This is a genomic window from uncultured Marinobacter sp., assembly GCF_947259545.1.
Taxonomy (GTDB): Bacteria; Pseudomonadota; Gammaproteobacteria; order Pseudomonadales; family Oleiphilaceae; genus Marinobacter.
The window spans coordinates 612,566-631,184 of record NZ_CAMYMK010000002.1; the positions used below are offsets into that span (position 1 = coordinate 612,566).

The following is an 18,619-nucleotide window of genomic DNA, read 5'->3' on the forward strand; positions in this document are numbered from 1 at the left end:
GGGTCAGCGCAGGGATTTACTGGTCAACGGTACAAACCGGACCGGTAACAGGCTCTCGGTGGTGGTTTCGCCGGCCTGGTCTTTGGTGACCAGCATAAGCGTTTGCGCCCCCCAACGGGGGCCGACCGGAATGATCATTCGCCCGCCGGGCTTGAGCTGCTCCAGAAGGGGTGGTGGAATATGGGCCGCGGCGGCGGTCACCAGGATACGATCGAACGGGGCCTGCTCCGGCCAGCCGTAATAGCCGTCACCTTCTCGGGTACGTATGCGGTCGTAACCAAGGTTAGCCAGCCGTTCCACGGCATCCTTCGCCAGGGGCTCGATGATTTCGATGGTGTAAACCTGGTCCGTCAGTTGCGCAAGAATGGCCGCCTGATAGCCGGAACCGGTACCCACTTCCAGCACTTTTTGGGTGCTGTCCACATCGGCCAGTTGCGTCATCAGCGCAACAACGGTCGGTTGCGAGATGGTCTGGCCATGACCAATAGGTACGGGCTTGTCCAGATAGGCCTGGTCCTGGAGCCCGTCCGGCACAAAACGGTGCCGAGGTACATGCAGCATGGCCGCACGGACGTCCGGGTCGTCGATCATCAGGTCGGGCGCGACACCGCTCAGGGACTGGACCAGCGCTTGCCGTTCCGCCTGCCGGTCCGAGTCGGCCAGGACTGGAGACGTCTGGCCAAGTACCACGTGCACACCCAACCACATCAGGATCAATACGGAGGCGCTTCGTCTCATGGCAGGTGAGGGCCGGTACGGGCTGCCATACCGACCCTATAGTCTTCAGAAATGAAGCACTTGTGGGTGAACCAGACGGTCGTAATCCTGGTAGCTCATCCGCATGACCTCGCTGTGGCTGCCGGCGTTAAAGACGATGTGTTCGTCCTCCCGCAGGTGCTCACTGACGAACACGTCCATGTTGTACAGGTTGCCGAATGGCGGCATGGCGCCGATCTCACAATCGGGGAATGCCGCATTGATATCATCCTCATCCGCCAGTTCCAGCTCTCTGGCACCCAGCGCCTGTTTCAGCTGGTCTACATGTACGCGGTCTGTGGACGGCAGAACCGTCATGAACAAACGGCCGTCTGCTTTGACAATCACTGTCTTGGCGAATTCGCGGCCCCGTACATGGGCGGCCTGTGCGGTTCGTGATGCGTCAACGGTGGGCTCGTGAGCTTCTGTCCGGTAGCTCACTGCATTGCTGTCGAGAAATTCCCGAAGTTTCTGGTTGATCATGGCGGTATCCTCCTTCACCTCAGTGAAAGTTCCATGATGTTTACATAAATCAGTTTAGCATGTGATCCGACCGCTGTCGGAATACCTGCGGAGCCCGGGGTGATAGGACCGGTTGCACTGGTTTGCCGCTTTTGGACTTTTCAGTGTCGTATTGGTTCATTCCCCGTTGACCAAACACGGTCACATTAAAGCTATCGGAAACCCGAGAAAAGGGGAGATAGCCATGGCGGTTAAATTTGAGAAGGCGCTGCTGGATTATCCACAGCAACGAGCCGGCGCTGCACGGCAGCCCGGAAGTGTCGACCAGTCGGACCGCAAGGTTCCGATCAACCTGCGTCAGTCCGGGCCCACACCGGTGGAAATGCTGATTTCCACCCGGGTCCGCAAGTCCCCGTACTGGCACCTGGCGTATGAAGCCGGCTGTTGGCGGGCCACAGTGTATAACCGTATGTATCATCCCCGTGGCTATGTCCGTCCGGAGGACGGCGGCGCTATGGTGGAATACGAGTCCCTGATCCACGACGTCACCATGTGGAACGTGGCGGTCGAGCGCCAGATCCAGGTCAAGGGTCCGGATGCGGAGCGGTTCGTTAACTATGTGATCACCCGGGACGCCACCAAAATCAAGCCCATGCGTGGCAAGTACGTCATCCTCTGCAACGAGGAGGGCGGCATCATCAATGATCCGGTATTGCTCAGGGTTGCCGAGGACGAATTCTGGTTCTCCCTCTCCGACAGCGATCTGGAACTCTGGATGCGTGGCGTCAACATCGGCATGGGCTTCGATGTCAGTATTGCGGAAATCGATGTGTCACCCGTCCAGATCCAGGGGCCCAAGTCCGAAGCACTCATGGCCGATCTGTTCGGTGAAGCTGTGAGGGATATTCCCTTCTACGGGCTGATGGAAGGCCAGGTGGCCGGCCACGACGTGATCGTTTCCCAGACCGGTTTCACGGGCGAAAAGGGCTACGAAATCTACCTCAAGGAAGCCACCAAATACGCCGAGGATCTCTGGTATACCGTGTTGTCCGCCGGTGAGCCCCACAACCTGCGGGTGATCGCTCCGGCACATCATCGCCGGATTGCCGCGGGCATTCTTTCCTGGGGCCAGGATGTGGACCAGGAAACCCTGCCGTTCCAGTGCAACCTGGCCTACCAGGTGCCTCGTAACAAGGACTCGGACTATATCGGCAAGGAGAAGCTTGAGAAGGTTCGCGAGCAGCTTGATGCCGGTCGTCCTCCCTTCAGCCACATCATGGTGGGTATCCGCTTCGGCGGCGGCCAGGTGACTGACTATGCCAACGACTTCTGGCTGATCAGTGAACAGGAGGGCGGTGAGCCGCTGGGATATGTGACCTCGCCCTGGTACTCCCCGGAACTGGAAACCAACATCGCGCTGGCCTACGTGCCGTTTGACCTGCGCACCGTTGGTACCCGGCTGACCGTGCACCTGCCAGTGGAGTATGCCGCAGCAGACGGCTCAACCGAGGTGGAGGCGGAAGTGGTGGAAGTACCGTTCCGGCCATCAGTCAATCCCAATGCCCGCGAGCGTGCCAGGGCCAAGGGGATCGACTTCGCGGATTAATCCTTCAGGGACATCGGTTGACGGAGGTGAAGTGTCATGAAGCTGGCATACCAACGGCAGAATGGAAAGGCTGAGGATCCGCAGACCGTTGCGCTTGTGCGGGAACTGGTTCGCGCCGCCTCGATTGAGGCGACGCCCCGTCAGATTCTGGAAGTGGACGCCATGTCGGAGCTGCTGCCGGTCGGTACCTGGGTTTACGTTCCCTTTCTGCCCCACGGTCAGTTCAGTGAGACGTTGCCGGCCTGTCAGCGACTGATCGATGAGGGAATGCTGCCGGTGCCCCACCTTCCCGCGCGGTTGGTCGAAAGTCTCGACCAGCTGCGGGACTGGCTGGGGCAACTGAGAGAAATTGGCGTTGACCGCCTGATGTTGATAGCCGGTGATAGTGAATCGGTCGCCGGCCCCTTCCCGGACACCCTGGCATTGCTGGAGTCGGGTCTGCTGGAGCAACAGCGATTCCTGCACCTTGGTGTTGCCGGTCACCCGGATGGTCATCCTGTCGCCAGCCCGGACAGCCTGCGCCGGGCCCTCTCTCTCAAGCGTGACTACGCCAGGGTCACCGGCACGCGGTTGTGGGTGGTGACCCAGTTCGCCTTCGAGGCAGATAGCTATACCGCCTGGCTGCAGGCACTGGGAGATACCCTGCCGGAGGTGCCGGTCTATATGGGAGTGGCAGGCCCCACCAACCTGAAAACATTGATTGCCTATGCCGCGCAATGCGGCGTGGGTGTCTCAGCCCGGACCATGTGGCGCAAGCCCGGCAGCGCCCGGCTGTTGAGATCCTGGACTCCCGACGGTCTGGTTCACGCCCTGGCGCGTCACCGACAGGACTTTCCGGACACCCGGCTTGCAGGCATACACCTGTTTCCGTTCGGTGGTCTGCAACGGTCTGCCCGGTGGATACGCGAGTATGGCGAAACCGACGAGCCAGACGAGGCTCGAGGCAGCCTGTCTGACCCCGTGTCCGACGGTGTGTGATGCGTCGGTAGCGGACAACGGGGAAGAGCTTCAGCGGATATAAGGGGATGAGCCTCAGCCAACATATAGGGGAATAGAAACGTGAGTCTTCAATACAGTAAGTACAACGACACAACCCCGACTCCGGAGAGACTGCCGCCAGGCACCCCCGATATCGTGATTGCCCGTTCCGTGCAGCCGCAGTCCATCCTGTTGCTGGCCCAGCAGCGTCTCGGCCTGCCGGCGGACAGCCTGATTCCTTTCGGCCACTACAAGGCCAAGCTGAATATGGCGCATGTGGATACCTCCGCACGGGCAGCCAGGGGCAAGCTGGTGATGGTGACGGCCATCACGCCCACCCCTGCCGGTGAAGGCAAGACCACCACCAGTGTCGGCCTGAACGATGGCTTTAACTGTCTGGGTGTGAGGTCTTCGGTGTGTCTGCGGGAGCCCTCGCTGGGGCCCTGTTTTGGTATGAAAGGTGGGGCTGCGGGCGGCGGCCGTGCCCAGGTGATTCCCATGGAGGATATCAACTTGCATTTCAATGGTGACTTCCATGCCATCACCACCGCCCACAACCTGCTGGCATCGATCCTGGATAACCACATGCACTGGGGCAACGAGGTCGGCCTTGATCCCCGGCACGTATACTGGCGTCGGGTCATGGATCTGACCGACCGGTCCCTGCGCTACATGGTGAGCGGTCTGGGTGGCAGCGCCCATGGCACCCCGCGGGAAACCGGGTTCGATATCACCGTGGCTTCGGAAATCATGGCGATCCTCTGCCTGGCGGATGGTCTGCCGGACCTGCGCCAGCGTCTGGGCAATATCATTGTCGGCCGGCGTACGGACATGTCGCCGGTCACTGCGCGGGATCTGGGCGTGGAAGGTGCGCTGACGGTCTTGCTGAAAGAGGCGCTGTTGCCCAATCTGGTCCAGAGTCTGGAGCACAATCCGGTGTTCATCCATGGAGGCCCGTTCGCCAACATTGCCCATGGCTGCAATTCGGTGACCGCCACCCGCGCGGCCCTGGCGCTGAATGATGTGGTGGTTACCGAAGCGGGCTTCGGCGCCGACCTGGGCGCGGAAAAATTCATTGACATCAAGTGCCGCCAGACCGGCCTGCGCCCGGATGCGGCGGTACTGGTATGCACCGTTCGCGCCCTGAAGATGCAGGGTGGTGTGCCCCGCAAAGATCTCGCGACTCCGGACCTGCAAGCGCTGAGAGCCGGCGCTGTGAACCTGGAGCGGCACATCCGTAACCTGCGGCGGTTCGGGTTGGTGCCGGTGGTCTGTATCAACCGTTTCCCAACGGACAGTGACGAAGAGCTGGCTCTGATCCAGTCCATCAGTGCCGAATGGGGGGTACGTGCAGTAACGGCGACCCACTGGGCGACGGGGGGCGAGGGCGCAACGGACCTGGCCCAGGCGGTACTGGACCAGATGGACGAAGGCACACCGGAGATCCAGCTGCTCTACGAAGACGACATCCCCCTGGCGGACAAGATCGAGACCGTCGCCACCCGGATCTACGATGCGGCCAGGGTGGATTTTACACCGGCGGCGAAGCGCCAGCTTGAAGAGTACGAACAACTGGGCTTTGGCCACCTGCCGGTATGCATCGCCAAAACCCAGTACAGCTTCTCGGCGGACCCGTCGTTACGAGGTGCTCCCAGCGGTCATGTGCTGCCGGTGCGTGAGGTGCGCCTGTCTGCCGGCGCCGGGTTTGTGGTGGCGGTCTGTGGCGACGTCATGACCATGCCCGGTCTGCCGCGCCGCCCGGCGGCCCTGGATATTTCGCTGGATGAGAATGATCAGGTTACCGGGCTGGCGTGAGGCTGGCTTCCAGGGCCCTGATGGCCTCCACGGCTGCAGGGCTCAGACCTTCGCCACCGGATTCCAGGTAGGCAACAATATCCGCCTTCATGGAATGGGCCCAGAATTTCTGGATATGGTTGGTGGTTGCCTGGGTGACTGCCGCTGGATCCCCCTGAAAGGGACAGTTGGCGGCGATCTGGTTGATCATCTTCACCAGGTGAGCGGTGGATTCCTTAGTCATGTGAGCTGTCTCCCGAGGTGTAGACGACCTGGCGGCCTCGGCGGGCAAAACCGATCAGGTTGAGCCCGGCGTATCGGGCGTCGCGGATTGCCATGGCGGTCACCCCTGACACCGTTACCAGGGTGCCGAGATCCGCTTCCGCGGCCTTGGCCACCATCTCATAGCTGCCCCGGCTGGATACCAGCGCAAAGCCATTGCACCGATCGTATCCCCCATGCTTTAGGGCGCCAATCAGTTTGTCCAGGGCGTTGTGCCGGCCGACATCTTCCCGCAATAACTGGATTCGCCCCTCTTGGTCGCACCAACAGGCGGCGTGCATTGTGCCGGTCAGCTGCTGCAGGCGCTGGTGCTGGTCGAGGCCGGTAAGGGCAGTCTGCACCTGTTCAGGACCGGGCAGTGGCCTGGGCTGGCGTGTGGGTAACGGCTGGCGGATCTGTTCCAGGGTGGCTTTGCCGCAAAGGCCGCAGCCGGTGGGACCGATCAGGTTACGCTGTGCCAGCTTGAGGGCGTTGGCGCAGGCGCCGTGGATGTGCATTTGCAGTTCGATGCCCTGTTCGCCGTGATCGACAATCTCGGTCTCAAATATCTGCTCGGGTTCGGTCACAATGCGTTCGGACAGGCTGAATCCGAGCGCGAAGTCTTCCAGATCGGTGGGGGTGGCCATCATTACCGCATGGGAGATGCCGTTGTACACCAGTGCCACCGGGCATTCCTGGGATACCGAGTCAGAGAGGGTGCGCTGTACCCAACGATCGTCCTGGCGCTCCCGCACCCGGATCTTTTCCGATTGGTGGCCATTGCCAGCCAGGTCGTCTCGCTTTGGTGCCGTCATCATGGCTCCCGGGCCGGTGTGGCTCCGGCCAGATAGCCCCGCTGTTGACGGTCATCGGCCTGATGGCGTTTCTGCCAGTTGGAAGGCTGGTGCACCTTCTCGACCTGAACGGCCGTCACCTTGTATTCCGGGCAGTTGGTGGCCCAGTCGGAATTGTCCGTGGTGATCACGTTGGCGCCACTGACTGGATGGTGAAAGGTGGTGTAGACCACGCCGGGCTGGACCCGTGTGCTGATGCGCGCCCGCAGTACGGTGTTGCCGGCGCGGCTGGTAATGCCGGTCCAGTCGCCGTCGGCGATGCCCCGGTCCTCGGCATCCTGTGGGTGTATGTCCAGAACGTCCTCCTGGTGCCAGAAGCTGTTGCGGGTGCGCCGGGTCTGGGCGCCTACGTTGTACTGGCTGAGAATGCGCCCGGTGGTCAGCAGCAACGGGAAACGGCTGTTGGACTTCTCGTCCGTGGGCACGTAGTCAGTCTGCATGAACCGCCCGAGGCCAATGGGGAACTCCGCCACATGCATGATCGGGGTGCCTTCCGGGAATTCGTCGTTGCAGGGCCACTGGATGCTTCCGAGCTGATCGATCTTGTTGAAACTGACACCCCGGAACGTCGGCGTGAGTTGGGCGATTTCGTCCATGATTTCACTGGGGTGGCTGTAGTTCATGGGGTAGCCCAGGGCATTGGACAGGTCCTGGGTGACTTCCCAGTCGGCCTTGCCGGCCAGTGGTGGTATCACCCGGCGTACCCGGTTGATCCGCCGTTCGGCGTTGGTGAAGGTGCCGTCTTTCTCCAGGAAGGACGAGCCCGGCAGCAGCACGTGGGCGAACTTGGCGGTCTCGTTGAGGAACAGGTCCTGGACGATAAGGCATTCCAGTGACTCCAGCGCGTGCTCCACGTGACGGGTGTTGGGGTCGGACTGGGCGATGTCCTCGCCCTGTACGTACAGCCCCTTGAAACTGCCATCCACCGCGGCATCCAGCATATTGGGAATGCGCAGTCCGGCCTCACGGCCGATGGATACGCCCCAGGCCCGTTCGAACGGCTCGCGCAGTTCGTCCACCGCAACGTGTTGGTAGCCCGGCAGTTCGTGGGGGAAGGAGCCCATGTCACAGGAACCCTGGACGTTGTTCTGACCCCGCAGGGGATTCACGCCCACGCCTTCCCGCCCAAGGTTGCCGGTGGCCATGGCCAGGTTGGCAATGCCCATGACCATGGTGGACCCCTGGCTGTGTTCGGAGACCCCCAGGCCGTAGTAGATGGCGGCATTACGGGCCTTGCCGAAGAGTCGCGCTGCTTCCCGTACCTGTTCAGCGGATACGCCGGTGACCGCTTCGGTCGCTTCCGGGGCATGGCGCGGATCGGTGATAAAGGCCCGCCACGCGGTGTAGGTGTCCGGCTCACAACGTTGATTGATGAAGTCCTGATCTTCCAGGCCCTCGGTGACCACCACATGGGCGAGGGCGTTGATCAGTGCCACATTGGTACCGGGCCGCAGCGGCAGGTGGAGCCCTTCGTCGGCATGAACCGTTCGCAGCAGATCGATGGAGCGGGGATCGGCGACGATCAGTCGGGCGCCCTGACGCAGGCGGCGGCGCAACTGGGAGGCGAACACCGGATGGGCGTCGGTGGGGTTGGCGCCGATCACCAGGATCACATCCGCCTGCATCACCGAATCAAAGGTCTGGGTGCCGGCAGACTCGCCCAGGGTCATTTTCAGGCCATAACCGGTGGGGGAGTGGCAGACCCGGGCACAGGTGTCGGTGTTGTTATTGCCGAAGGCCGTACGTACCAGTTTCTGTACCAGGTAGGTTTCCTCGTTGGTGCAGCGGGAGGAGGTGATGCCTCCAATGCTGTCACGGCCATGGCGGGCCTGGATATCCCGCAGTCGACGGGCGGCGAAATCGATGGCCTCGTCCCATTCGACCGGGCGCCAGGGCTCATGGATGCTGTCGCGAATCATCGGACTGGTAATGCGGTCCGGGTGGGTGGCGTAGCCAAAGGCAAAGCGACCCTTGACGCAGGAGTGGCCGTGGTTGGCGTGGCCGTCCTTGTGGGGCACCATGCGCACCAGATCGTTGCCTTTCATCTCGGCCCGGAACGAACAACCCACGCCGCAGTAGGCGCAGGTGGTGACCACGCTGCGATCGGGCTGACCGATCTCGATCACGCTGTTTTCCATCAGGGTCGCGGTGGGGCAGGCCTGAACACAGGCGCCGCAGGAGACGCATTCGGAATCCACAAAGGGATCATCCTGGCTGGCGGCCACGGTGGAATCGAAACCCCGTCCCTGGATGGTCAGTGCAAAGGTACCCTGGACTTCCTCGCAGGCCCGGACACAACGGGAACAGACAATGCATTTGCCCGGATCAAAGCTGAAATAGGGGTTGGAGGTATCCGGTTTTGCGTCCAGGTGGTTATCGCCGTCATAGCCGTATCGCACCTCCCGTAGCCCCACCGCGCCGGCCATGTCCTGCAGTTCGCAGTTGCCGTTGGCGGAGCAGGTCAGGCAGTCCAGGGGGTGGTCGGAGATATACAGCTCCATCACGTTACGGCGCAGGCGGGCGAGTTCCGGTGTCTGGGTCTGGACCGCCATGCCGTCTTCCACCGGCGTGGTGCAGGCGGCGGGGTAGCCTCGCCGGCCCTCGATGGCCACCATGCACAGGCGGCAGGAACCGAAGGCCTCCAGGTTATCGCTGGCACAGAGTTTGGGAATACGGTGCCCGGCCAGCGCTGCTGCCCGCATCACCGAAGTGCCGGCGGGCACGGTAACCGTGACGCCGTCGATGATCAGCTGTACCTCGGTGTCCGATGCGACTGGCGGAGTGCCAAGATCAATGTCGGCTGCGTGTGCGGGATCGTAATATTGCAGCATGGTCAGGCTCCCTCGTTGCCCGTTGCTGGCCGGGCAAAATCGTCCGGGAAATATTGCAGGGCGCTGCGTACCGGGTTCGGGGTCATGCCGCCCATGGCGCAGAGTGAACCCATTTCCATGGTGTCACAGAGATCCTGCAGCAGGGTGAGGTTATCGGTGCGGTCCTGGTTGGCAATGATGCGGTCGATCACTTCCACGCCGCGCACGGCACCGATACGGCAGGGTGTGCATTTGCCGCAGGATTCCACCCAGCAGAACTCCATGGCGAAGCGGGCCTGTTGCGCCATATCCACGCTGTCGTCAAAGGCCACAATACCGCCGTGGCCAACCATGCCGCCGGCATCGGCCAATGCCTCATAGTCCATCGGCGCGTCCCAGTGACTCTCCGGCAGGTAGGCGCCGAGCGGTCCGCCGACCTGCACGGCTCGTAGCGGGCGACCCGATTCGGTGCCACCGCCAAAATCGTACAGCAGGCTTCGCAGGGTAACGCCAAACGCCAGTTCCACCAGTCCGCCCCGAGCCAGGTTGCCCGCCAGTTGGAAGGGCTGGGTTCCCCGCGAGCGGCCCATGCCGAAATCAGCATAAGCCTGCCCACCTTCGGCCAGGATGTAGGGTACGGCCGCCAGGGTCAGTACGTTGTTGACCACCGTGGGCTGGTCGAAAGCGCCGTGGTGGGCTGGCAGTGGTGGTTTGGCCCGGACCATGCCTCGCTTGCCTTCGAGGCTGTTGAGCATGGCGGTTTCCTCGCCACAGATGTAGGCCTCGGCACCCAGGCGGAGGTACAGGTTAAAGGTCCGGCTACTGCCGAGCAGGTTGTTGCCAAGATAGCCCTCGGCTTCTGCCCGGGCGATGGCGTCGGTGAGTATTCGGTGGGCATTGGGGTATTCCGAGCGCAGGTAGATAAACCCGGTGTCGGCGCCCACGGCCAGTCCGGCAATCACCATGCCTTCAATCAGGAGGTAGGGATCGCCTTCCATCAGCAGCCGGTCGGCGAAGGTGCCGGAATCGCCCTCATCGGCATTGCAGACAATGAATTTGTGGCCGCTCCAGGGCTGTCCCGGCCGCTCCGGGTCGGCTTCCAGTACGGTGCGCCATTTGCGTCCGGCGGGAAACGCTGCGCCACCCCGACCGCGCAATCCAGAGCACTCTACCTCATCCACAATCTGTGAAGCCCCGACTGTCAGCGCCCGTTCCAGGCCCCGGAAGCCGCCGTGATTGCGATAGTCGGTTATCGATAGCGGATCGGTGATGCCCACGCGGGCGAAGGTCAGCCGTTGCTGATTCTGGAGGTAGGGTATGGCCTCTGTGTAGCCCTGGCAGAGGGGATGGCTTCCGCCACCGTCGAGCATTCCCTGGTCCAGCAGATCGGGAATGTCGTCCGATGTGACCGGGCCATAGGCCACGCGACCCTCAGAGGTGTCCACCTCAATCAGTGGCTCCAGCCAGAACAGTCCGCGGGAGCCGTTGCGTACCAGTTGGGCGGACAGGCCTCGATGCTGGATTTCCTGCTCGAGTCGATCCGCTACGGCATCCGCACCCAGTGACAGGGCAGTGGTGTCCCGGGGCACATAAACATTGATCATTGGGCCTCCCGCTTGTTGTCACTGGTTTCGGGGGGCAATGGCTGAGACTTGAACCGCAGGGGCTCTCGGGTAAGGTCGTCCAGCAAGCGGTCCATGGCTGCCGGGTCTACCCGGCCGAGAATCCGGTCACCAATGCGAACACTGGGGCCTGTGGCGCAGTTGCCGAGGCAGTACACTGGCTCCAGGGTTATCTCACCATCCGCCGTGGTCTGGTGAAAATCCACCCCCAGCCGTTGCCTGGTATGGTCGACCAGTTGTCGGCTGCCCCGCGCCTGGCAGGCTTCTGCACAGCAAACCTGCAGGACGTTGCGACCGCAGGGTTGGGAGCGGAAACCATGGTAGAAACTGATGACGCCGTGAACCTCAGCGCGGCTCAGCGCCAGGGATTCGGCAATGGCTGGCACGGCACTGGGGGGAATGTAGCCGAAGGTCTGCTGGATTGCATGCAACAGCGGCAGGAGCGCGCCTGGCAGGTGCTGGTGTTGCTCAATCAGTTGCATTATGCGGTCATGCTGATCGATGTGGCTCGGTGCCTGCATTCGACGCCTCCCGCTGCCTGGGCAGCGTTCATGGGAACGGTCAGTTGATGGCCCCGGATGACCCTGAAGGTGGATTCTCCGGGCTGAAAATGCCGTAAGTCGGCTCCACCCGCGCGCGGTACAGGGCCATAATCGAGGATGAGGGCAGGCTCTGCATGGTGTCGGTTATGGCAGTGCCAGCGGTTGCCGGGGGTGCAGTCTCCATTCGTTCATGCTTCGGGGCACGTCCCATGAGTTTGCGGTAGCAGCGGCTGAAATGGGTTGCGGATACAAACCCGCACATGGATGCGATTTCGACGATCGAACAGGATGTCTGTTTCAGCAGCCGGCGGGCCCGATTGAGTCGAATCCGCAGGTAGTACCGTGAGGGTGTGCATCCCAGATGTTTCAGGAACAGCCGCTCTAGCTGGCGGCGGGAGATGCCGGCCAGGCTCGCCAGTTCCTGCAATTCGATAGGCTCCTCGATGTTGGCTTCCATTAGCTGGGCGGCCTCGGCGAGTTTGGGCTGTGCGCAGGCCAGCTTGGGAAGCATGGGCACGGGCTGCTGCTCCTGCTCTTCACGTACCCGGTCACAGACAAACATGTGGGATACTGCATTGCTGAGTTCCTGGCCATGGCGACGTGCCAGAAAACTGAGCATCATATGCATGGGTACGGTGCCGCCGGTGCAGGTAATCCGTTCACGCTGGACGGTAAACAGGTGATTGTTGGTTTGAACCCGGGGGAATCGTTCCTGTATGGCTTCCAGGCATTCCCAGTGGGCACTGCAGGAATGGCCATCGAGCAGGCCGGCACTGGCCAGGACATAGGCTCCGGTGCATACCGCCCCCAGCAGGACATGTCGGCGGGACAGCTGTTTCAGCCAGCTGACTTCCTTCGGCGAGAAGCTGCGGGTGACATCCACGCCGGCTACGACAATGACCAGATCGAAATCAGGTGCGTCGTGTATGGACGCATCCGGCAACATGGTAATGCCGTCACTGGCCCGGGCAGCTTGGCCCTCCGCGGTCAGCAGCTTCCAGGAATAGAGTTCGGCGCCGGCCAGCTGGTTGGCCATTCTCAAAGGCTCAACGGCCGTGGCCAAGGCGATCAGGGTGAAGTTATCAATAAGCAGGAAACCGACCCGATAAGGCGCCTGAGCTGGCTTGACTGTGTGCGAGTCCGTACCTGTGGCCACTGTGTTTTCTCCTCGCCTTGAACCTGAACATTACCTACTGTCATTAGACCGTGCAATTAATGATCAGTTCCGGCTCAATTCCATTTTACGGCGTGGTATCGGTAGCGAGTGGTCCACAACCGACACCACTCGCTCCCGAATGTTCCATATGCGACGTTTCTGTCGCGTCTTGCCCGGTCAATTGCGCTTCCACAATACCTCTTCAGGTTTTCACCCGTTCGTTGTCCGGATCAAACAGTGCCCGGTAACCCACCGCTTCAATTCGGATGGGGTAATGCTCCTGGAAGTATTCCAGAGTGAGTTCCCGGCCCTCCTGTGCGTAGTCAGCCGGGATGTAACCCAGCAGGATGATCTTGCCTACCGAGGGGCCCCAAACAGCACTGGTGTTGTAGGAGCGACGCCCCTGGCTGTCAACCAGCACCTCGCCGGTTTGCGGATCCAGAATGGGCCACTGACCTACCGGATAGCGCAGTACGCCATTGGCATCACGGTGCTCCAGCATAGTCATGGTGCACAGATAGGCGGCCTGCTGTGGCAGTGCCCGTTGTTCCAGGTAGGCGGCCTTGCCATGGAAGTCCGCTTCCTTGACCTTGGGGCGCGCCAGCCCGGCCTCGTACAGGTTGTATTCCACCTCCAGATCCACGTTCTGCAGTCGCAGGCTCTTCTCCAGGCGGCGGGTATTGGCGTAGGTCTCGATACCAACCGGTGTGACGCCTGCTTCGTAGAGCAGGTCCCAGATCTTCAGGCCATAGCTGAACGGGAAGTAGAGTTCCCAGCCCAGCTCACCGACATAGGAGATCCGGAAGGCCCAGACCGGCACGCCCTGCACATTCAGTTCCCGGGCGGTGGCAAAGGGGAAGTTCTCGTGGGACAGCTCGTCCGGATTGCTGACCAGTTTCGCCAGGGTCTCCCGCGCTTTCGGCCCCCACAGCCCAAGAGTGGCCAGTTCATCGGTGCGATCCTGAATGCGAACATTGTCCAGGCCTTTTGCCCGGGCCATACGGGTGATCCAGCAATAGTCCCGGTGGCCGGTATCTCCGCCACAGATCACCCGGTAGTCGTTGCCGCCCCGGCGGATGATGGTGAGGTCGGAGCGTATGCCGCCCCGGTCATCGAGGAAATGGGTGTAGACCCCTTTGCCATGGGGCGTGGTGCCACCCACCTTGGCCACGGAAAGGTACTCCAGCAGGGCCTCGGCATCGTCGCCGGAGATGTCGAAGATGGCGAAGTGGGACAGGTTGATCATGCCCACGGATTCGCTCATCTCCAGTTGTTCGGCGTTGGAGACTTCCCAGAAATGCCGGGCATCCCATTCGTGTTCCCGCACTGGTATGTGGTCCCGGTACTTCTCCAGTAGCGTTGCCTCGTTGGCGGCATAGCCATGGGCCCGTTCCCAGCCGGCCGCCTCCATGAAATAGCCGCCCAGTTCCACTTCCCGCAGATAGAAGGGACTGGTGCGCATCTGCCGGCCGGTGAGGTAGGGCTCCCGGGGATGGATCGCCGGGGTGTAGATTTTCTTCGCGGTCTCGTAGCAGCGGTTGTACACATAGTCCGGTGTTTTCTGCAGCGGATAATGTCGGGCGATATCGACGCTGTGTGGGTCCATGTCCGGCCGGCCGTCGGTCATCCAGTCCGCCAGAAGCTTGCCGGCGCCGGGGCCATCCTTGACCCAGACCGCCTCACCGAACCACAGGTTGCGCACCTCGGGAGATTCACCCATCAGTGAGCCGCCATCGGGTGTGACGGAGAGCAGTCCGTTGAAGGAGTGTTTCTCCTCCCAGCCCAGTTCACCGAGGATGGGAGTCATCTCGATGGCTTTTTCGTACGCATCCATGACCTGATCCAGCGACAGGTCCCGCATGGACGGAGACATCCGCGCATCTTCCGGCTCTGCGATGGCACCGGGATACACCAGGCGCGGATTGTCCGCTTCGTAGTAGCCCCACTCAATGTGACCACCCTCGGTGGTGGTTGGATCGCCCGTGTCTCGCACATAGGCGGAATTGCCCTGGTCGCGGAAGAGCGGGTAGACGATCTGTTTGCCGGTACCGTTCAGTGCCTCGTAGGGGCCGAAGAACAGCAGCGGGTGTTCCAATGGCATCAGCGGCAGCGGGGACGAGGCGGTGTTGGCCATTAACGGTCCCCAGATGCCCATGGAAAGCACCACGTATTCGGTTTCGATGTAGCCCTTATGAGTTTCCACACCGCATACCTGGCCGTCCCGGACATCAATGCGGATCGCGGGGGTGTAGGGGAACGCCTGTAATTTGCCGGTGGCAATAGCTTCTTCCACCAGGTCGCCGGCCACTTTCTGGGACCGGGGCACGACCAGCCCGGCATCCGGGTCCCACATGGCTCCCTGGATGCAGTTCTCATCCACCAGCGGGAACAGTTCCTTGGCCTGTTTCGGTGAAATCATGCTGACGTTGGTGCCAAAAGCCTTGCCAGAACCTACCTTGCGACGCAGTTCGTCCATGCGCTCGTCGTCATCAATGCGTGCCACTTCCATACCGCCGCATCTCTCGTAGTTCCCGCGCTTTTCGTAAAACGCCTGGCTGTACTTGGTGGTGTAGATGTTGAGCTTGTCGTGGGACGTGGTGAAGCAGAAATCCGAGGCGTGGGAGGTGGAGCCGATATCCGTGGGAATGGCGGACTTCTCCAGTCCGACGATGTTGTCCCATCCCCGTTCGATCAGGTGGTGGGCGACCGAGGCGCCAACGATTCCTCCCTGCCCAATGATCACCACTTTTGCGCTTTTCGGTAGTTGTGCCATTTCGATTGCCCCTTCCGCACACGGCTTTGTTTCAATGTGGCCCCGATTCCGGGAGGTTGCTACATTGAATACGACATACATAAGTCCAAAAACGGCACAGGGATCATGGACAGACCGGACGTTCGGCAGACGGTGTATCAGGTCACCATGGTGACGGTGGTGGCTGTTGCCGTGGGTGCGGTGGCGTCCCTGGCGGCCATTGCCTTTGTTGAGGCGGTCCTGCTGCTGAACGATTATCTTCTGGTGTCGCCTTACGCCCGTATCCAGGCGGAGGACCGGCACCTTCTGGTGATGGCCGCGACCATTGCGGTGCCGGCGTCCGGTGGGTTGATCGTCGGGTTGATCGTTCGCTGGTTTGTGCAGGAGCGCCGCGCCCTGGCGCCCCCCGATGTCATCCTCGCGGCGCAGACCCAGCGATCGGGACCAGGCTTCCGCAGCGGCCTGGCGTCCACACTGGCGGCGCTGGTCTCTCTTGGCAGCGGGGCATCGGTGGGGCAGTACGGGCCACTGGTCTACCTTGGGGCCATGTTCGGCAACCTGGCCGGTCACCTCAAACTCAAGCTTCGTCACCAGCGCTCCATCGCCATCGCCTGTGGTGTGGCCGCCGCGATTGCCACCGCATTCAACGCGCCTATCGCCGGGCTGGTCTTCGCTCACGAAGTGATCCTGCGTCACTATTCCCTGAGAGCATTCGCCCCGGTCACTGTGGCCTCCGCCACCGGCTATATCATCGCCAACGTGATCTTCGACCGGCCGGCGATGTTCCTGGTGAGTTTCGGCCATGTGGAACACAGCTACGAGTTTGTGTTCTTCGCCCTGGAGGGGGTGCTGAGTGCCGGGCTGGCCTGCTGTTTCATGTGGCTCCTGCGAGCCAGCACTGACGCGGCCCGTCGATTTCCCGTGCCGCAGTGGTTGAAGCCGGCCTCGGCAGGACTGGTGCTGGGCCTGGTCGCATTATGGATTCCGGAGGTTTTGGGGATCGGTCAGGAAACCCTGCGTTTTGCCACCATTGAGGGGGCCTTCGGCATTGGTGAGCTGGCGCTGATCATTGTCGCCAAGCTGGTGCTGACGGCACTGTGTATCGGCTTCGGTTTTGTGGGTGGGGTATTCAGCCCGGCCCTGCTGGTGGGGATTCTGTTCGGTGCTTTCTACGGCCTGGTTCTGCCTTACCTGCTGCCGCTGCCATACTCCGGGCTGGAGGTGTATGCCATCTGCGGCATGATGGCGCTGGCCAGTTCCGTTATCGGTGCCCCCCTGACCACGATCCTGATCGTATTCGAGCTGACCCGCAGTTACGACCTGACCATTGCGGCTATGGTCGCCGTGGTGTTCTCGAACCTGATTTCCTACCGGGTGATCGGGCGATCGTTGTTCGACCTTCAGCTCCGTGCCCGTGGGTTTGATCTTTCCCTCGGGCGGGATAAGGCGATCCTGGAGACCCATCCAGTCCGTGATTATTGCAGCCAGGCCTACACCACAGCCTACGTGGATGAAAACCTGGGAACCGTTCGCCAGCGCCTGGTGGATGATGACCGGGGCGAGGCCATGGTGCTCACTCGTGAGGGGAAATTCCGGGGTGTCGTGCGGCTGCAGAAACTGGTCAATGGCCGCGCCGATGCACCGCTGGATGCCATGGTAGTGACCGGGGCAACGCAGTTTGGTGATGACACCACGGTCTGGCAATCCATGGAGATGCTGCGGGGATTCCTGGGGGAGGCTGTACCGCTGATCGGAGCCGATGGCCGCCTGATTGGGGTGGTGCCCGAGGAGGCGGTGATTCGGGCCTATCTGGAAATCGTCCATGACCTGCGCGAGGAAGAAAATGAAGCCGCTTAGCAAGTGCCTGGCAATCGTCTCGTTTATATTGCCGGGGCTGGTGGCTGCCGAGGACCAGGTGCTGACGGTGGCGACCTGGGGCGGCGCCTATGAGGAAAGTCAGAGGGCGGCCTATTTTGAGCCGTTCACCGAACAGACCGGTATTGAAGTGCGTACGGTGGTCTATAACGGTGGCCTGCAGGTGCTTCGCGAGCAACTGGCCAGCGGAGAGGTGGAATGGGATGTGATTGACATGATTCAGTCGGACGCCAGTGCCGCTTGTGAGGAGGGGCTGCTGGAGAGTATTTCCCCGGCCATTCTGGCGCCGGCTCCTGACGGTACGCCCCCGGAAGAAGATTTCATGGCTGGGGCCATTGATCCGTGTTTTATCACCCAGATTGTATTCTCCACGGTGATTGCCTACGACGATCGAGCCTTTCCTGGCGTCAAGCCTCGCACGGTGGCGGATTTCTTTGATCTGGAGACCTTCCCGGGAAAACGCGCCCTACGACGCGCGCCGGTGGGCATGCTTGAGTGGGCTTTGCTGTCGTTGTCGGTGCCGAGAGAGCAACTCTATGACTTGCTCAGTACCCGGCGCGGGCTGGAGCTGGCGTTTCGACGCCTGGACGAAATTCGCGACGACATCGTCTGGTGGACCGGCGGTGCCGAGTCCGTGGAGTTACTCACCAGTGGCAAGGTGGCCATGGCAACGGGGTATAACGGGCGGTTTTTCGATGCGCAGGTGAACGAGGGAGCGCCGATTTCAGTGATCTGGGACGGACAGCTGATCGGTTTTAACAGCTGGGCCGTTCCCCGGGGGACAGATCAGATGGCTATAGCGGAACAATTTATCGGATTTGCCACCCGCACGGAGAATATGGCCGCTCAGGCGAACCGGATCAGCTATGGTCCTGCCCGTCATTCGGCACGCCAGCATATCGGTCTCCATGTGGAGACCCGTGTGCCGATGCGTCCTCACATGCCAACGGCCCCGGAGCACATGGCAAATGCCGTTATCCGGGACCACCGTTGGTACTCCCAAACGGTTCGGTTAAGGGAGCAATGGTTCCGCGAATGGCTTGAACGGAATGACGAGGATTCTCCGCCCCGGCGGGAACCGGGGGAATGACTTTGGCGTGTATTGACGTTGCCCGAGCATGGGGGTTGAGGTAAAACTCACCCCGCTTTCA

14 protein-coding genes are annotated in these 18,619 nt (G+C 61.5%); 5 read left to right on the forward strand and 9 right to left on the reverse strand.

The window, feature by feature from the left end:
• Nucleotides 1–3 precede the first annotated feature (3 nt).
• A complete protein-coding gene (locus tag Q0Y21_RS02975) occupies nt 4–738 on the reverse strand; it encodes a protein-L-isoaspartate(D-aspartate) O-methyltransferase (RefSeq protein WP_297791382.1) in 735 nt (244 codons plus the stop codon).
• Nucleotides 739–783: 45 nt separating this feature from the next.
• Nucleotides 784–1,239 (reverse strand): aminoacyl-tRNA deacylase, encoded by a 456-nt coding sequence (locus tag Q0Y21_RS02980; RefSeq protein ID WP_297791384.1) that lies wholly within the window; start codon nt 1,237–1,239, stop codon nt 784–786.
• 223 nt (nt 1,240–1,462) lie between these two features.
• Between Q0Y21_RS02980 and Q0Y21_RS02985 the strand changes: the two genes are divergently transcribed.
• From Q0Y21_RS02985 to Q0Y21_RS02995, 3 genes are all read left to right on the forward strand, one after another.
• A complete protein-coding gene (locus Q0Y21_RS02985; protein WP_297791386.1) occupies nt 1,463–2,824 on the forward strand; it encodes a glycine cleavage T C-terminal barrel domain-containing protein in 1,362 nt (453 codons plus the stop codon).
• Nucleotides 2,825–2,860: 36 nt separating this feature from the next.
• Nucleotides 2,861–3,802, forward strand: coding sequence for a methylenetetrahydrofolate reductase (locus Q0Y21_RS02990; RefSeq protein WP_297791388.1), 942 nt, complete (start codon nt 2,861–2,863; stop codon nt 3,800–3,802).
• A gap of 81 nt (nt 3,803–3,883) precedes the next feature.
• Nucleotides 3,884–5,617: a formate--tetrahydrofolate ligase gene (locus tag Q0Y21_RS02995; protein ID WP_297791390.1), complete on the forward strand. Its 1,734-nt coding sequence runs from the start codon at nt 3,884–3,886 to the stop codon at nt 5,615–5,617.
• Here the strand turns inward: Q0Y21_RS02995 and Q0Y21_RS03000 are convergent.
• The 7 genes from Q0Y21_RS03000 to Q0Y21_RS03030 form a co-directional block, all read right to left on the reverse strand.
• Nucleotides 5,601–5,840 carry a formate dehydrogenase subunit delta gene (locus Q0Y21_RS03000; protein WP_297791392.1) on the reverse strand — a complete coding sequence of 80 codons (240 nt, stop codon included), beginning with the start codon at nt 5,838–5,840 and terminating at the stop codon, nt 5,601–5,603. The genes Q0Y21_RS02995 and Q0Y21_RS03000 overlap by 17 nt on opposite strands.
• A complete protein-coding gene (fdhD, locus tag Q0Y21_RS03005; protein WP_297791394.1) occupies nt 5,833–6,672 on the reverse strand; it encodes a formate dehydrogenase accessory sulfurtransferase FdhD in 840 nt (279 codons plus the stop codon). Before fdhD ends, Q0Y21_RS03000 begins: the two co-directional genes overlap by 8 nt.
• Nucleotides 6,672–9,542, reverse strand: coding sequence for a formate dehydrogenase subunit alpha (fdhF, locus tag Q0Y21_RS03010; protein WP_297791397.1), 2,871 nt, complete (start codon nt 9,540–9,542; stop codon nt 6,672–6,674). The genes fdhD and fdhF overlap by 1 nt, the downstream gene beginning before the upstream one ends.
• A 2-nt stretch (nt 9,543–9,544) precedes the next feature.
• Nucleotides 9,545–11,125 (reverse strand): formate dehydrogenase beta subunit, encoded by a 1,581-nt coding sequence (locus Q0Y21_RS03015; protein WP_297791398.1) that lies wholly within the window; start codon nt 11,123–11,125, stop codon nt 9,545–9,547.
• Nucleotides 11,122–11,664: a formate dehydrogenase subunit gamma gene (locus Q0Y21_RS03020; protein ID WP_297791400.1), complete on the reverse strand. Its 543-nt coding sequence runs from the start codon at nt 11,662–11,664 to the stop codon at nt 11,122–11,124. The genes Q0Y21_RS03015 and Q0Y21_RS03020 overlap by 4 nt, the downstream gene beginning before the upstream one ends.
• A 40-nt stretch (nt 11,665–11,704) precedes the next feature.
• Nucleotides 11,705–12,841, reverse strand: a complete 1,137-nt coding sequence (locus tag Q0Y21_RS03025) for a GlxA family transcriptional regulator (protein ID WP_297791402.1) — start codon at nt 12,839–12,841, stop codon at nt 11,705–11,707.
• Nucleotides 12,842–13,043: 202 nt separating this feature from the next.
• Nucleotides 13,044–15,614: an FAD-dependent oxidoreductase gene (locus Q0Y21_RS03030; protein ID WP_297791404.1), complete on the reverse strand. Its 2,571-nt coding sequence runs from the start codon at nt 15,612–15,614 to the stop codon at nt 13,044–13,046.
• A gap of 105 nt (nt 15,615–15,719) precedes the next feature.
• Between Q0Y21_RS03030 and Q0Y21_RS03035 the strand changes: the two genes are divergently transcribed.
• Together Q0Y21_RS03035 and Q0Y21_RS03040 are read left to right on the forward strand one after the other, a co-directional pair.
• Entirely contained in the window at nt 15,720–17,450 is a 1,731-nt protein-coding gene (locus tag Q0Y21_RS03035) for a chloride channel protein (protein ID WP_297791406.1), read from the forward strand.
• A complete protein-coding gene (locus Q0Y21_RS03040; RefSeq protein ID WP_297791407.1) occupies nt 17,437–18,558 on the forward strand; it encodes an ABC transporter substrate-binding protein in 1,122 nt (373 codons plus the stop codon). The genes Q0Y21_RS03035 and Q0Y21_RS03040 overlap by 14 nt, the downstream gene beginning before the upstream one ends.
• Nucleotides 18,559–18,619: the final 61 nt, after the last annotated feature.

Excerpts from the sequence above, each read along its gene's own strand:
- Q0Y21_RS02975 (WP_297791382.1), bottom strand. The coding sequence starts at position 738 with ATGAGACGAAGCGCCTCCGTATTGATCCTGATGTGGTTGGGTGTGCAC.
- Q0Y21_RS03015 (WP_297791398.1), bottom strand. The coding sequence starts at position 11,125 with ATGATCAATGTTTATGTGCCCCGGGACACCACTGCCCTGTCACTGGGT.
- fdhF (WP_297791397.1), bottom strand. The coding sequence starts at position 9,542 with ATGCTGCAATATTACGATCCCGCACACGCAGCCGACATTGATCTTGGC.
- Q0Y21_RS02980 (WP_297791384.1), bottom strand. The coding sequence starts at position 1,239 with ATGATCAACCAGAAACTTCGGGAATTTCTCGACAGCAATGCAGTGAGC.
- Q0Y21_RS03035 (WP_297791406.1), top strand. The coding sequence starts at position 15,720 with ATGGACAGACCGGACGTTCGGCAGACGGTGTATCAGGTCACCATGGTG.
- Q0Y21_RS03040 (WP_297791407.1), top strand. The coding sequence starts at position 17,437 with ATGAAGCCGCTTAGCAAGTGCCTGGCAATCGTCTCGTTTATATTGCCG.
- Q0Y21_RS03020 (WP_297791400.1), bottom strand. The coding sequence starts at position 11,664 with ATGCAGGCACCGAGCCACATCGATCAGCATGACCGCATAATGCAACTG.
- Q0Y21_RS03030 (WP_297791404.1), bottom strand. The coding sequence starts at position 15,614 with ATGGCACAACTACCGAAAAGCGCAAAAGTGGTGATCATTGGGCAGGGA.
- Q0Y21_RS02990 (WP_297791388.1), top strand. The coding sequence starts at position 2,861 with ATGAAGCTGGCATACCAACGGCAGAATGGAAAGGCTGAGGATCCGCAG.
- Q0Y21_RS02985 (WP_297791386.1), top strand. The coding sequence starts at position 1,463 with ATGGCGGTTAAATTTGAGAAGGCGCTGCTGGATTATCCACAGCAACGA.
- Q0Y21_RS03000 (WP_297791392.1), bottom strand. The coding sequence starts at position 5,840 with ATGACTAAGGAATCCACCGCTCACCTGGTGAAGATGATCAACCAGATC.
- fdhD (WP_297791394.1), bottom strand. The coding sequence starts at position 6,672 with ATGACGGCACCAAAGCGAGACGACCTGGCTGGCAATGGCCACCAATCG.